Here is a 12,415-nt window from a genome sequence, read left to right as displayed (position 1 = left end):
TTTACTCCCCTTTGCCGCCGGCGGCTTTGTCAGCTGCCTGAGCGGGGGCCGGGTTCTTTGCGTCGACGTTGGTGGCTTCGGTGGCTTTGACTTCCACCCCTGGCCGTACGTACTGCAACCCTTCGGTGATCAGGCGATCACCGGCCTTGAGGCCGTCTTCGATCAGCCACTGGCTGCCGACGGTACGGCTGGCCTTGAGCTGACGCAGTTCGACCTTGTTGTCCGCGCCCACGACCATCGCAGTCGGCGTGCCCTTGAGGTCGCGGGTCACGCCTTGCTGCGGCGCCAGGATTGCGGCGCTGTTCACGCCGGCCTGCAGCTGCGCGTGGACAAACATGCCCGGCAGCAACGTGTGCTCAGGGTTGGGGAACACGGCGCGCAAGGTCACGGAACCGGTGGTCGGGTCGACCGAGACTTCAGAGAACTCCAGCTTGCCTTCATGGGGATACTGGCTGCCGTCTTCCAGCGTCAGCTTGACCATGGCGGCATTATCGCCAGCCTTCTGCAAGCGACCGCTTTCCAGCTCACGGCGCAGGTTCAGCAGCTCGACGGAACTCTGCGTCACGTCGACGTAGATCGGATCGAGTTGCTGGATGGTCGCCAGAGCGTCGGTCTGGCCATTGCTCACCAGCGCACCCTCGGTGACCGAGGAGCGCCCGATGCGACCGGAAATCGGCGCGTAGACCTTGGTGTAGCGCACGTTGATCTGGGCCGTCTGCAGGTTCGCTTCCGACTCCAGGCGGTTGGCCACGGCGGTGTCGTACTCCTGGCGGCTGACGGCCTGCTCGTCGACCAATTGCTTGTAGCGATCGGCGATCGACTTGGTGGATCGCAGGTTGGCCTCGGCGCTCTTGAGGTTCGCTTCATAGACGGCCGGGTCGATCTGGTACAGCTGCTGGCCGGCCTTGACGTCGGCGCCTTCCTTGAACAGGCGCTTGAGGATGATGCCGTTGACCTGCGGACGCACTTCGGCGACGCGGAACGCACTGGTGCGGCCCGGCAATTCGGAGGTCAGGGTAAAAGGCTGAGTCTTGAGGGTTACGACGCCGACCTGAGGAGGGGGAGGGGCAGGGGCAGCCTCTTCCTTGTTGCATCCGCTGAGCAGCGATGCCAGGGCGATGGCAGTGACCAGAGCGGTAACAGCTGGCTTGAATTGCATGGAAATCCTCGGGTCCAGGCGCGCAACAGGCGCACTCGAAAAGTGGAAGGTTAAAAAATGAGCATTATTCAATTAATAGGTTGCTAAGAAATATACTTACGTACATGGTTGTTTGTAAACAGCCAAATTGCGTACCATCCGTATTTACAAAAGCCTGACAAAGGCCGATGCAGTCCGGGGACGCGTTCCGACAGGCGCTGCCTCATAGGTTATCCAACCGATCCTTACGCATTGCTTACGCATCCTGATTGAGGTGTTTACTGCCATGGTACGTCGTACCAAAGAAGAAGCCCTGGAGACTCGCAGCCAGATCCTTGAAGCGGCCGAAAAGGCCTTCTTCGAGCGCGGCGTGGCGCGAACGACGCTGGCCGACATCGCGACGCTGGCCGGTGTGACGCGTGGTGCGATCTACTGGCATTTCAGCAACAAGGCGGATTTGCTCCAGGCCATGCTCGATACCTTGCATGAGCCGCTCGATGAGTTGGCCCGCGCCAGCGAAAGCGAGGAGGAACTCGACCCGCTGGGGTGCGTGCGCAAGCTGCTGGTGAGGTTGTTCCAGCAGGTGGCCCTGGACCCGAAAACCCGCCGCATTAATGAGATTCTGTTCCATAAGTGCGAATTCACCGATGAAATGTGCGACTTGCGCCAGCAGCGGCGCGAGGTCAGCCTCGACTGTAACGTGCGAATCGCGCTGTCCCTGCGCAATGCAATGAAACGCGGTCAAATGCCGGATGACCTGGATCCCGAGAGAGCTGCGGTGGCTATCCATGCCTATATCGACGGGATCCTGTATCAGTGGCTGCTGGCGCCGGACAGCTTCGCCCTGGCCGGTGAGGCCGAGCGCTGGGTGGATATCGGGTTGGACATGCTGCGCCTGAGCCCTAACCTGCGCAAATGAAACAAAATGCGTAATTGAGTCGGTTTATGTCAATAGCTCATTCGGACGACCCTGACGGAATGGTCCTGGGTTCGGGGCACTTTATATACGTAGTGCTGATTCGTTGACAGTCAGCACACGCGTTACTTTGTAGGAAAATTGTGTTTGGTCCGGCAAGCGAGCCCCGTCAGGGCGTAATGCCGGCGCAACAGGCAGATTTCCAGGCGCTCGGGTAACAAGTGTTCAGCCCAGCGTCACCTCCATGGTAAAGCTATAAGGGTCTGTGCTTAATGCACGAGTAATATGGGCAGTGCAGTTGATTGGGGTGGTGCCGATAGACATAATTTTACATATCCGCACTGGCGTCACGGTCGGCGCGAAAAGCCCGAACGAAGTGTCAACGCGCAAACCAAACTCAACGAAAGCTCCCACCGTCATTCCGCCGAATTGAATACAGTGGTGGTATATGTCCTTGCTGCGAGAGCCTGGGTTTCGAACGTAGCGGAAGTCTTGACCATAGACGCTGATACCTCCCGAGGGAAGTTGCAAGGTGGCGAGGTTGTCGGCGCTCAGGCCAAGCGTGTTTTTATTGGCATCAAGGTCGTGCTCGGTATTGTTGACGACTTTCATGATGAATCGTGTTGAGTGAGCGGGCGCCTTGGCAGATTCCAACGCCTGGATCTGCCTGTCGTAGTGTTCGTGGTACGCTTTTTCTTCAGCGGAATCGTTTGGTTTTGTATCTGCTGGGTTTTCTGGAAAGTTATTCATATTGCTCTCTTTGCTTGAGATAGTTGATGTTTGATCGTCGCTAATTTACTCGTGACGACCAGAGGCAATATGAATGATTGAAGTTTTATTTAGAACTTTTAGATGTCGACGAAATGTTTAAACAAAAAGCCCCGCTGTGCAAAGGCGGGGCTTTTTGTTTGCGGCGGGTTAATTACATGACTGGATAGTCGATATACCCCACCGGTCCTTTGCCATAGAAGGTTTCCGGGTGAGGTTCGTTCAGCGGTGCATCGGCTTTCAAGCGTGCCGGCAGGTCCGGGTTGGCAATGAACGGCACGCCGAACGCCACGGCGTCAGCCTTGCCTTCCGCCAGCCAGGCATTGGCACTCTCTTTGGTGAAGCGCTCATTGGCAATGTACGGGCCGCCGAACGCTTGCTTCAGTTGTGGGCCGATGCTGTCCGCGCCTTCTTTCTCGCGCGAGCAGATGAAGGCGATGCCACGCTTGCCCAGTTCGCGGGCCACATAGCTGAAGGTTTCCAGGCGGTTTTCGTCGCCCATGTCATGGGAATCGGCGCGCGGCGCCAGGTGCATGCCCACTCGGCCGGGGCCCCAGACTTCGATTGCCGCGTCAGTCACTTCCAGCAGCAGGCGAGCACGGTTTTCCAGGGAGCCGCCGTAGTTGTCGGTGCGCTGGTTGGTGCTGCTTTGCAGGAATTGGTCGAGCAGGTAGCCGTTGGCGCCATGAATTTCCACGCCATCAAACCCGGCGGCCTTGGCGTTTTCGGCACCCACGCGGTAGGCATCGACGATGTCGGCGATTTCCGCGGTTTCCAATGCGCGCGGCGTCGGGTAGTCGGCCAGCGGACGTACCAGGCTCACATGCCCCTTGGGCTGGATGGCGCTCGGAGCCACCGGAAGCTCGCCGTCCAGGTAGGACGGGTGGGAAATCCGGCCGACGTGCCAGAGCTGCAGGAAAATCTTGCCGCCGGCGCCGTGGATGGCTTTGGTCACGTTGGCCCAGCCGCGTACCTGGTCGTTGGACCAGATGCCTGGGGTATCGGGGTAGCCCACGCCCATCGGCGTCACCGAAGTGGCTTCGCTGAGGATCAGCCCGGCGGAGGCGCGTTGCACGTAATACTCGGCCATCAGCGCGTTGGGGACTCGGCCTGCGTCAGCGCGGCAGCGGGTGAGCGGGGCCATGATGATGCGGTTTTTCAGCTCGATGTCACCGAGTTTGATGGGGTCGAAAATTGTCGCCATGAAATGCAACCTCGCAAGTGAAGGGTTAAAAGTCAGTGAGTGGCAGGGGCCAGGTCGGCATTGCCGCCCTGGCGAAAAGTGATCAGGGTTACCAGCAGCGCCAGCACGGCCAGCGCGCCGGCGGCCAGGGGCACGGCTGTCAGGCCCAGGCCATGGTCGATGACACTGCCGCCGACCCAGGCACCCAAGGCATTGCCAATGTTGAAGGCACCGATGTTCAGGGTGGACACCAGGTTTGGCGCGGCTTTGCCGAAGGTCACCACGTTGACTTGCAAGGCCGGCACGGCGGCGAAGCAGGCGGTGGCCCAGAGGAACAGGGTGATTTCAGTCGGGATCAGCGCCACGCTGGTCCAGCTCAATACCGTGGACACCAGCGCCATGGTCAAAAAGACGCCCATCAGCGTGTTCGCCAGGCTCTTGTCCGCCAGCTTGCCGCCGATGATGTTGCCAAGCGTCAGGCCGAGGCCGATCAGGACCAGGGTCCAGGTCACGCCACGGGGCGAAACGCCGGTGACTTCGCCGAGCAGGGGGGCGACGTAGGTAAACAGCGTGAACACCGAGGCGGAGAACAACGCGGTCATGCTCAGCGACAGCCACAGGCCTGCGCCCTTGAGCGCCACCAGCTCGGCACGCATGTCGAGTTTTTCCTCGTCGCGCTTGGCCGGCAGGAAACGGATCAGACCGATCAGGGCGATCACACCGATGACCGTCACGGCCCAAAAGGTCGAGCGCCAGCCGGCCTGTTGGCCCAGTGCGGTGCCCAGCGGTACGCCGAGCACGTTGGCCAGGGTCAGGCCTGTGAACATCAGGGCCACGGCCGAAGCGCGCTTGTTCGGCGCCACCAGGCCGGCCGCCACCACCGAGCCGATGCCGAAGAACGCACCGTGACACAGGGCAGTAACGACCCGGGCGAACATCAGTACGTTGTAGTCGCTGGCGACGGCGCAGAGCAGGTTGCCGACTATGAAAATCCCCATCAGCGCCACCAGCGCAGCCTTGCGCGGCAGCCGCGCGGTGGCCATTGCCATGAACGGCGCACCGATGGCCACGCCCAGCGCATAGCCGGTCACCAGCCAGCCGGCGCCGGGAATCGATACGCCGAGGTCCGCCGCCACATCGGGCAACAGGCCCATGATGACGAATTCCGTCGTGCCGATGGCGAAGGCGCTGAGCGCCAGAATCAAGAGTGAAAGGGGCATTTCGAATCCTTGTCAGGTCAGAGCTCTTGGCTCATTTGCTTGAGGAATTGCTGGATCACGTCCTCGTTGCGTTTGAAGAAGTGCCATTGACCGACCTTCTGGCTGGTGATCAACCCCGCCCGCTGCAACACCGCCAGATGCGCCGAAACCGTGGACTGCGAAAGGCCGCAGCGCTGATCGATCTGGCCGGCGCAAATACCGAATTCATGGTTGTGCAACTGTTCGGGGAACTGGACCTTGGGGTCCTTGAGCCAGTTGAGGATGTCTCGCCGTACTGGGTGCGCCAGGGCTTTTATTATTTCGTCGAGGTCGAGGGTCATTGGGGCAGCTCTTATGTATAACGCTATATCGCGATGAGGCGAACCTTAAATCGTTGCTTCGCGATATACCAATATGTATTTGATCTGAGGGACGAACAAATCGCTATATCGGGTTATAACGATATAGGCGTGGCGATGGTAAGCTGCCCGCCATGAACTATCTCGCACACCTGCACCTCGGCGGCCCTGGCCGGGAACAACTGCTCGGCAGCCTCTACGGCGATTTCGTCAAAGGGCCGCTGCAGGGGCAGTTCACTCCGCAGATCGAAGCGGCGATCGCCCTGCATCGACGCATCGACATGTACACCGATCGCCATCCGTTGGTGGATATCGCCTTGTCGCGCTTCTCCACGGTCCGCCGGCGTTATGCCGGGATCGTGCTGGATGTGTTTTTCGACCATTGCCTGGCCCGCGACTGGGCGCAGTACGGCGAAGGGCCGCTGCTGGATTTCACTTCCCGGGTCTACCAGGTGCTCGCCGCCGAAGCGCAACTGCCCGGGCGCCTGGCGCAGATCGCGCCGTTCATGGCAGCGGATGACTGGTTGGGTTCCTATAGGGAATTCGACGTGCTCGGGCAGGTGCTGCGCGGTATTTCCCGGCGCCTGTCGCGGCCCGAGGAACTGGCCGGGGCGATGGAGGAGTTGGTCAGGCTGTATGAGCCGTTGAGCGAGGATTTTCGGTTGTTCTATCCACAGTTGCAGGATTTTGCGCAGAACCAGATCACACCGCAAAATTGATATTTTGGCGGGAGTTCAGAGGATTCGGATCAAGCCGCAATCGCCGCAGGCCGTACCGGCGCTTGCTGTTTCTCTGGAATCGTTCCGAACAGCGCCTTGTGCACCGCCTGTTGCGCCTGGAACGCCAGGGCCGCACGTTCCTGGCCGTGGCAGGCGATGGGCTTCAGCAAGTGGATTTCCACGTCGCCCAGGTCATTGGCAAACAGGCGCATCAGGTGCGACAGCAGGTCATCATCGCCAATGAAGGGAGCCAGCAAGTCGGGTTTGCCGTTACGCAGGTAACGGATCGCCACCGGTTGCAAGGCCACGTCGGCATCGATGGCCGCCGACAGCAGGCGACCATGGAACGTGCGCAGCGAACGTCCGTCGGTGGTCGTGCCCTCAGGGAACATGAGCAGCGGATGCGCTTGCTCCAGATGGCGGCTCATCTGTTTACGAATCAATTGGCTGTCGCCCGAGCCGCGCCGGATGAACAGGCTGCCGGCCTTGGCCGCCAGCCATCCAGCCACCGGCCAGGTGCGCACTTCGGCCTTGGACAGGAATGACAGCGGCGTGAGCATGCCCAGCAGCGGAATGTCAGTCCAGGACACATGGTTGCTGACCCACAGCATCGGCTGTTTTGGCAGGTGTCCATGAACGGTGACGCGAAAGGGCAGGGCATTGCTCAGTCGCGCCATGAAAAACCTCGACCAGCGCTGGCGGCGCACCATCGAATGGGCCAGCCCCAGGCGTTCCAGCAGCCCGAACACACTGGCCATGGCCAGGCCCAGCGCGACGACCAGCAACACGCGCGCGATTCGCGCGTACACCCGCAGCCGGCTCATCACACCGCCGCCTTGAAGTGACGGGCATAACGCGGGCAGAGTTCGTCGCGCTTGAGCAGGATGAACACGTCGGCGACCTGGAAATCCTCGTCCCAGCACGGCTCGCCGCAAATCTTCGCGCCCAGGCGCATATACGCCTTGAGCAGCGGTGGCATCTCGGCGATGACGTTGGACGGAACGTCCAGTGCCGGCAAGGGTTTTTTCGGCACGGCTTGCAGGTGTTCGGTGCACAGGTAGCGTTCGCGCAGGCGTTGCATGATTGCCTGGGCCTGGATGCCGCCGTCTTGCATCGGAATGCTCGCGCAACCCATCAGGTAGCTGTAGCCGCCTTCATTGAGGACTTCGGCCAGTTCGCCCCAGAGCACCGCGATGGTGCCGCCGTTGCGGTAGGCCGGGTCGACGCAGGTGCGGCCGATTTCGAGGATCGGGCCCTGGAGATGGACCAGCCCGTGCAGGCTGAATTCTTCTTCGCTGTAGAACCGGCCCAGGCTGCTGGCGGCCTGGTGGTCGAGCAGGCGGGTGGTGGCCACGAGGCGGCCGGTGTTCAGGTCGCGTACGCCGATGTGGGCGCAGTGAACATCATAGTCATCCATGTCCAGACCCAGTTCCGCGCCCTTGAGCTTGGCGTTGAATTCGCCGCTGAAGACGTTGAAGCGCAGGGCCTGTGCTTCTTGCAAGGCCTTGGCGCCAATCAGGCGTTCGGCTTGCAGGCGGCGTTCATTGCCGGTGTCGCTGATGCGGGCGATCTGAGTCATAGCGAATCTCCGTGCGGGCTTTACACCCGTCTTGGGGTGAGCCAATCGACTTTCTTTATGCAGCCATGTTGTGCAAAGTCAGGCTATGTAGCCCCGGTGTCATCGCCATGAAGCTTTGGTGATGCTTATATGACAGCCCACGAGGAACCCCCATGCCTTGGCAAACCCTGATCGAACGCGGCGAGCGGTTGCCTGCCTTTGTGGATCTGGCGGAAGGTTACGCGGGCTTGTTGCAACGGCTGGGGCCGGTCACGCCATTCGAGCTGGCCGTGGCCGGCGCAAGGTTGATGGCCACGCCGGGGCTCGCGTTCCTGGTGGGCTACCAGGCGGCCCTGCGGGCGCTCTGGCCAAGCGCGCCGCAGAGCCTCGGCGCCTTGTGCGCCACCGAGCAGCGCAGCCTGCGCCCGGCGGATATGCAGACCCGTCTCAGCGACTTGCGGGTGAATGGACGCAAGGATTTCGTCACCGCGGGCGATGCCGCCGAATGGCTGCTGATCGCGGCCCGAAGCGAAGCTGCCGGCGAAGCACCGCGGCTGAAGCTGGCGGTGGTCTATGGCGGAGAACCTGGTGTGAACCTGGAAAAACTCCCCGCCATCCCCTTGATGCCGGACATCGGCCATGCTCGGGTATTGCTCGATGGCGCGTTGTGCGAAGTGCTGCCAGGTGACGGCTGGGATGCGTACGTCAAACCGTTCCGTACCCTGGAAGACCTTTATGTGCTCAGTGCAATGGCTGCCTGGCTCTATGGTGTGGGCCAGGAGTGCGATTGGCCGCAGGCCTTGCAACTGCGTCTGTTGGCGTTGCTGGCGGGGTGCGCGGAGGTGAGTCGGCAAAATCCGTCCAGTGCGGCCGGGCATGTGCTGCTGGGTGGGCTGTTCGCGCAGTTCAAGGGGCTTGATGCCGAATTGAATGAGGCACTGGCTGCTGGGCCGGCGTCGTGGCGAGAAATGTGGGGGCGCGACAAAGGGGTCATGGATATCGCGGCGGGCGCGCGGGCCAAGCGGTTGGCCAAGGCGTTGGGCTAGCCTTTGGAGCGACGGGATCTATGTGGGAGCGAGCCTGCTCGCGAATAGCGGAGTGTCAGCCTGCATCCATGCCACAGATCCGGCGCTTTCGCGAGCAGGCTCGCTCCCACCGGGCGCCCCACACACTCAAACTGTCATCAAGCCCGGCTAGGCTCTGCAGGTTAAACCCTGCGAGCCCCACGCATGCCCAGACGCTGGCTGTTGCTTCCGCTGTTGCTGTTGACCCTCACAGCCAGCGCTGAAGACTGGCCCTCAGAACAATGGCCAACCGGCCCGACGCCCACCGGGCCGGCCCTCGAAGCGCTGGAGCAATACGCCTTTACCCAAAGGGATGACAGCACCCGCGAGGGCATCCGCACCGACGCGCTCCTGATCATCCAGGACGGCCGACTGGTCTATGAACGCTACGCCGGACCCACGACCGCCCAGACTCCGCACCTGACCTGGTCCATCAGTAAAAGCCTGCTGGCGACAATCTTCGGCGTGGCCTACGGCGAAAGGCTGTTCGCCCTGGATGATCCCGCTGCCAAGTACTACCCGCCGCTGCAGCGACACCCGGACATGACCCTGGCCGATCTGTTTCATTGGACTTCCGGCCTGGACTGGCAGGAAGACTACGAATACGCGCCACTCAATTCCTCGGTGGTGGCGATGCTCTACACGCGGGGGCGCCACGACATGGCGGCGTTCACTGCCGCGCACGCAAGCTTCGGCCCGCCCGGGCAAGTGTTCCGTTACTCCAGTGGCGACAGCAACCTGCTGGCGGCGGCGCTGAAAACCATCGTCGGCCCGGCGCGCTATGCCGATTACCCCTGGACGGCCCTGTTCGAACCGCTGGGCATCCGCCACGCGACCTGGGAAACCGACGCCAGCGGCACGTTTGTCGGGTCGTCCTATGCCTACCTGACGGCGCAGGACCTGGCGCGTGTCGGCTTGTTGATGCAGCGCGATGGCCGCTGGGGCGACCGACAATTGGTGCCCAAAGACTGGATAGCATTCAATCGCGAGCCTTTCGCCGGGTTCCAGGCGGGCCAGGACGAAGCCGTGCCTGGCGGGCATTGGTGGCTCAATCGCGGTGCCGACTCCACCCTCCGCCCATGGCCTGACGCACCGCCGGATACGTTCGCCGCGCTCGGCCACTGGGGCCAGGCGCTGTATATCATTCCCAGCGCCAGGCTGGTGATTGTGCGCTACGGCGATGACCGCGACGGCAGCTACCGCCACAACGAATTGCTCAAGCGCGCCATGGCGGCCTTCGCCGGGGCGGTGCGACCATGAGACGCAACGTGTTGCTCAGCCTGGCGTCGGTGCTGCTCATTGCCCTGTTCGGTTGGGTCTGGTTGGAGCGGGTAGCCCTGCAGGCCTTCCCCGACATCATCAGCGCGTACACCGCCAAGGAGTATTGCTCGTGCCGCTATGTGATGCGGCAGCCAGCCGAGTATTGCCGCGGGTATGTGAAGCAGTCGGTTCCCGTCAGTGATTTTTTCGAGAGTGTTGAAGCCAGGCGCGTCACCGTCAGCGGATTGGGGCGCAGCCACAGTGCGCGCTGGATCGGCGAGCGGCAGGGGTGTCGGTTGGAACCCTGAATGCTGATTCAAGGATTGCCTTTGTGGCGAGCCAAGGCAGTTGTCGAAACCGACAGTTTGCAATCGCCCCCGTCCCGGTTAAGGTTCGCCACAGGTTTCTCTGCCCTCCGAGTCTGTATGTTCAAGCGGTTTCTCCCCCACGCTGTCATCACGTTGCTGCTGGCCTGCGCCGCGTTGCCGGCCCAGGCCGACTGGTACCTGGACGGCGAATCGTCGCGGCTTTCGTTTATCAGCAGCAAAAACGGCAATGTGTCCGAGGTCCAGCGCTTTCTCGTGCTTCATGGCCAGGTCCAGCCCAAGGGCCTGGCGCGGCTGGAGGTCGAGCTGGAGTCCATCAACAGCGGCGTCCCCCTGCGGGACGAACGCATGCGCGCCGAGCTGTTCGAGATCAAGCAGTTTGCCGAAGCCACCATCACCGCGCAGCTTGACCTGATGCCGATCCAGGACCTGGCCAACGGCGCACAGTTGGAGCTGCGCCTGCCGGTAACGGTGGACCTGCATGGCAAGCAGCACGAATACAACGCCCAACTGCTGGCGACGCGCCTGGATGAGCGACGTTTCCAGGTCGTGACCCTGGAGCCGGTGGTGCTCAACGCGGCGGATTTCGGCCTGGCGCCGGGCCTGGAAAAGCTGCGCGCACTGGCCGGATTGTCGACCATCAGCCTGTCGGTGCCGGTGAATGCGGTGCTGATCTTCACGGCGCGCTGACATGAGCGGTCCGGTATTTCCCTGGCGCGAAGGCAATCGCTTCGAGTTGTTGATCGACGGTCCGCAGTTCTTTCCGCGCATGCTGGTGGAAATCGCCCGCGCCCAGGAGCAGGTGGAACTGGAGCTGTATCTGGTGGAGGCGGGCGCTTGCGCCGAGGCGATGGTCCAGGCGCTCGTCCAGGCCGCCGAGCGGGGTGTTCGCGTGCGCTGCCTGTTCGACGACTACGGCAGCCTGGCGTTTACCCTGGGCCTGCGCAATCGCCTGGTCGAGGCAGGTGTGGAGCTGCGGTTCTACAATCGCCTGAGCTGGCGTCGCTGGGTGCGCAATCTTTACCGCGACCATCGCAAGCTACTGCTGGTCGATCAGCGCCTGGCGGTGGTCGGCGGCACCGGGGTCACCGACGAATTCTGGAACCCTTTGGAAGACCAAAGCGACTGGCACGAGGTGATGGTGGAAATTGTCGGCCCGCTGGTGCTCGACTGGCAGCTTCTGTTCGACCGCCAGTGGCTCGCCAACCGCCATCGTCGGGCCTGGAAACCGGCTTCCAATTTCGGCTTGCCGCGCTTGCCCCGTGTTCCGCCGGTGGGCGAGGGTATGGGCCGGGTGGCCTATGCCGACGCCCGCCAGCACCGCGACATCCTGCAATCACTGTCCCGGGCGTTAAACAGCGGTCAGAAACGTATCTGGATGGCCACGCCGTATTTCCTGCCGACCTGGAACGTGCGCCGCTCCTTGCGCAAGGCCGCCGCCCGGGGCGTCGATGTGCGCCTGCTGCTGACCGGCCCGCGCACCGATCACCCCTCCGTGCGCTACGCCGGCCATCGTTATTACCCGCGCCTGCTCAAGGCCGGTGTGAAGATCTATGAATACCAGCCATGTTTCCTGCATTTGAAAATGGTGCTCGTGGACGATTGGGTCAGCATCGGCTCGTGCAATTTCGATCACTGGAACCTGCGCTTCAACCTGGAGGCCAATCTTGAAGCATTGGACTCAGGACTGAGCAAGGCCGTGGCGGCCAGTTTTGAGCGCGATTTCGACCAAAGCCTGCAAGTGAGCCTCGACGCCTGGCAGCGCCGGCCGCTGTGGAAGCGCGTCAAGCAACGGTTGTGGGGATGGGTGGACCGGCTGGTGGTGAATCTGCTGGATCGACGGGGTTAGTCCAGACACCACAGATACAATTGTGGGAGCGAGCCTGCTCGCGAAAGCGGTCCGACAGCCAATGATGCAGTGACTG

Annotated in this window: 14 protein-coding genes; 7 read left to right on the top strand and 7 right to left on the bottom strand. The window is 61.9% G+C overall.

Annotated elements, in window-relative coordinates; genetic code table 11:
- Position 1 precedes the first annotated feature (1 nt).
- The gene (locus tag J3P84_RS20820) at positions 2 to 1,159 is read right to left on the bottom strand and encodes an efflux RND transporter periplasmic adaptor subunit (RefSeq protein ID WP_434625590.1); all 1,158 of its coding nucleotides are present in this window, start codon (positions 1,157 to 1,159) and stop codon (positions 2 to 4) included.
- Positions 1,160 to 1,424: 265 nt separating this feature from the next.
- Here J3P84_RS20820 and J3P84_RS20815 point away from each other — a divergent pair, with 265 nt between their 5' ends.
- A complete protein-coding gene (locus J3P84_RS20815) occupies positions 1,425 to 2,057 on the top strand; it encodes a TetR family transcriptional regulator (protein WP_305496265.1) in 633 nt (210 codons plus the stop codon).
- A 222-nt stretch (positions 2,058 to 2,279) separates the two neighbouring features.
- On the opposite strand, the gene J3P84_RS20810 is transcribed toward J3P84_RS20815, so the two are convergent.
- From J3P84_RS20810 to J3P84_RS20795, 4 genes are all read right to left on the bottom strand, one after another.
- A complete protein-coding gene (locus J3P84_RS20810) occupies positions 2,280 to 2,804 on the bottom strand; it encodes a hypothetical protein (RefSeq protein WP_434625588.1) in 525 nt (174 codons plus the stop codon).
- 172 nt (positions 2,805 to 2,976) lie between these two features.
- Positions 2,977 to 4,026, bottom strand: a complete 1,050-nt coding sequence (locus J3P84_RS20805; RefSeq protein WP_434625586.1) for an alkene reductase — start codon at positions 4,024 to 4,026, stop codon at positions 2,977 to 2,979.
- 32 nt (positions 4,027 to 4,058) lie between these two features.
- A complete protein-coding gene (locus J3P84_RS20800) occupies positions 4,059 to 5,225 on the bottom strand; it encodes an MFS transporter (RefSeq protein WP_305496263.1) in 1,167 nt (388 codons plus the stop codon).
- 17 nt (positions 5,226 to 5,242) lie between these two features.
- The gene (locus tag J3P84_RS20795) at positions 5,243 to 5,545 is read right to left on the bottom strand and encodes an ArsR/SmtB family transcription factor (RefSeq protein ID WP_014336977.1); all 303 of its coding nucleotides are present in this window, start codon (positions 5,543 to 5,545) and stop codon (positions 5,243 to 5,245) included.
- 152 nt (positions 5,546 to 5,697) lie between these two features.
- On the opposite strand from J3P84_RS20795, the gene J3P84_RS20790 reads away from it, so the two are divergent.
- Positions 5,698 to 6,282 carry an ACP phosphodiesterase gene (locus J3P84_RS20790; RefSeq protein WP_434625583.1) on the top strand — a complete coding sequence of 195 codons (585 nt, stop codon included), beginning with the start codon at positions 5,698 to 5,700 and terminating at the stop codon, positions 6,280 to 6,282.
- A 29-nt stretch (positions 6,283 to 6,311) separates the two neighbouring features.
- On the opposite strand, the gene J3P84_RS20785 is transcribed toward J3P84_RS20790, so the two are convergent.
- Positions 6,312 to 7,106, bottom strand: a complete 795-nt coding sequence (locus tag J3P84_RS20785) for a lysophospholipid acyltransferase family protein (RefSeq protein ID WP_434625581.1) — start codon at positions 7,104 to 7,106, stop codon at positions 6,312 to 6,314.
- A complete protein-coding gene (olsB, locus tag J3P84_RS20780) occupies positions 7,106 to 7,861 on the bottom strand; it encodes an L-ornithine N(alpha)-acyltransferase (protein ID WP_305496260.1) in 756 nt (251 codons plus the stop codon). Before olsB ends, J3P84_RS20785 begins: the two co-directional genes overlap by 1 nt.
- Positions 7,862 to 8,013: 152 nt before the next feature.
- Between olsB and J3P84_RS20775 the strand changes: the two genes are divergently transcribed.
- The 5 genes from J3P84_RS20775 (at position 8,014) to J3P84_RS20755 (ending at position 12,339) form a co-directional block, all read left to right on the top strand.
- Positions 8,014 to 8,886: an acyl-CoA dehydrogenase gene (locus J3P84_RS20775; RefSeq protein WP_434625579.1), complete on the top strand. Its 873-nt coding sequence runs from the start codon at positions 8,014 to 8,016 to the stop codon at positions 8,884 to 8,886.
- Between the two features lie 183 nt (positions 8,887 to 9,069).
- On the top strand, positions 9,070 to 10,164 hold the full coding sequence (locus J3P84_RS20770; protein WP_434625577.1) for a serine hydrolase domain-containing protein: 1,095 nt from the start codon (positions 9,070 to 9,072) through the stop codon (positions 10,162 to 10,164).
- Entirely contained in the window at positions 10,161 to 10,472 is a 312-nt protein-coding gene (locus J3P84_RS20765; protein ID WP_434625575.1) for an amidase, read from the top strand. Before J3P84_RS20770 ends, J3P84_RS20765 begins: the two co-directional genes overlap by 4 nt.
- A 117-nt stretch (positions 10,473 to 10,589) precedes the next feature.
- The gene (locus J3P84_RS20760; protein ID WP_434625573.1) at positions 10,590 to 11,180 is read left to right on the top strand and encodes a YceI family protein; all 591 of its coding nucleotides are present in this window, start codon (positions 10,590 to 10,592) and stop codon (positions 11,178 to 11,180) included.
- A 1-nt stretch (position 11,181) separates the two neighbouring features.
- Complete coding sequence (locus J3P84_RS20755) at positions 11,182 to 12,339, top strand: phospholipase D-like domain-containing protein (protein WP_434569525.1); 1,158 nt, start codon at positions 11,182 to 11,184, stop codon at positions 12,337 to 12,339.
- The last annotated feature ends 76 nt before the right edge of the window (positions 12,340 to 12,415 follow it).

Source organism: Pseudomonas sp. Z1-29 (genome assembly GCF_051131995.1).
In the GTDB taxonomy this organism is placed as follows: domain Bacteria; phylum Pseudomonadota; class Gammaproteobacteria; order Pseudomonadales; family Pseudomonadaceae; genus Aquipseudomonas.
Note: the sequence above shows the minus strand (reverse complement) of the source record. Positions and strands in the feature narration are given on the sequence as shown.

Excerpts from the sequence above, each read along its gene's own strand:
- J3P84_RS20820 (WP_434625590.1), bottom strand. The coding sequence starts at position 1,159 with ATGCAATTCAAGCCAGCTGTTACCGCTCTGGTCACTGCCATCGCCCTG.
- J3P84_RS20815 (WP_305496265.1), top strand. The coding sequence starts at position 1,425 with ATGGTACGTCGTACCAAAGAAGAAGCCCTGGAGACTCGCAGCCAGATC.
- J3P84_RS20810 (WP_434625588.1), bottom strand. The coding sequence starts at position 2,804 with ATGAATAACTTTCCAGAAAACCCAGCAGATACAAAACCAAACGATTCC.
- J3P84_RS20805 (WP_434625586.1), bottom strand. The coding sequence starts at position 4,026 with ATGGCGACAATTTTCGACCCCATCAAACTCGGTGACATCGAGCTGAAA.
- J3P84_RS20800 (WP_305496263.1), bottom strand. The coding sequence starts at position 5,225 with ATGCCCCTTTCACTCTTGATTCTGGCGCTCAGCGCCTTCGCCATCGGC.
- J3P84_RS20795 (WP_014336977.1), bottom strand. The coding sequence starts at position 5,545 with ATGACCCTCGACCTCGACGAAATAATAAAAGCCCTGGCGCACCCAGTA.
- J3P84_RS20790 (WP_434625583.1), top strand. The coding sequence starts at position 5,698 with ATGAACTATCTCGCACACCTGCACCTCGGCGGCCCTGGCCGGGAACAA.
- J3P84_RS20785 (WP_434625581.1), bottom strand. The coding sequence starts at position 7,106 with ATGAGCCGGCTGCGGGTGTACGCGCGAATCGCGCGCGTGTTGCTGGTC.
- olsB (WP_305496260.1), bottom strand. The coding sequence starts at position 7,861 with ATGACTCAGATCGCCCGCATCAGCGACACCGGCAATGAACGCCGCCTG.
- J3P84_RS20775 (WP_434625579.1), top strand. The coding sequence starts at position 8,014 with ATGCCTTGGCAAACCCTGATCGAACGCGGCGAGCGGTTGCCTGCCTTT.
- J3P84_RS20770 (WP_434625577.1), top strand. The coding sequence starts at position 9,070 with ATGCCCAGACGCTGGCTGTTGCTTCCGCTGTTGCTGTTGACCCTCACA.
- J3P84_RS20765 (WP_434625575.1), top strand. The coding sequence starts at position 10,161 with ATGAGACGCAACGTGTTGCTCAGCCTGGCGTCGGTGCTGCTCATTGCC.
- J3P84_RS20760 (WP_434625573.1), top strand. The coding sequence starts at position 10,590 with ATGTTCAAGCGGTTTCTCCCCCACGCTGTCATCACGTTGCTGCTGGCC.
- J3P84_RS20755 (WP_434569525.1), top strand. The coding sequence starts at position 11,182 with ATGAGCGGTCCGGTATTTCCCTGGCGCGAAGGCAATCGCTTCGAGTTG.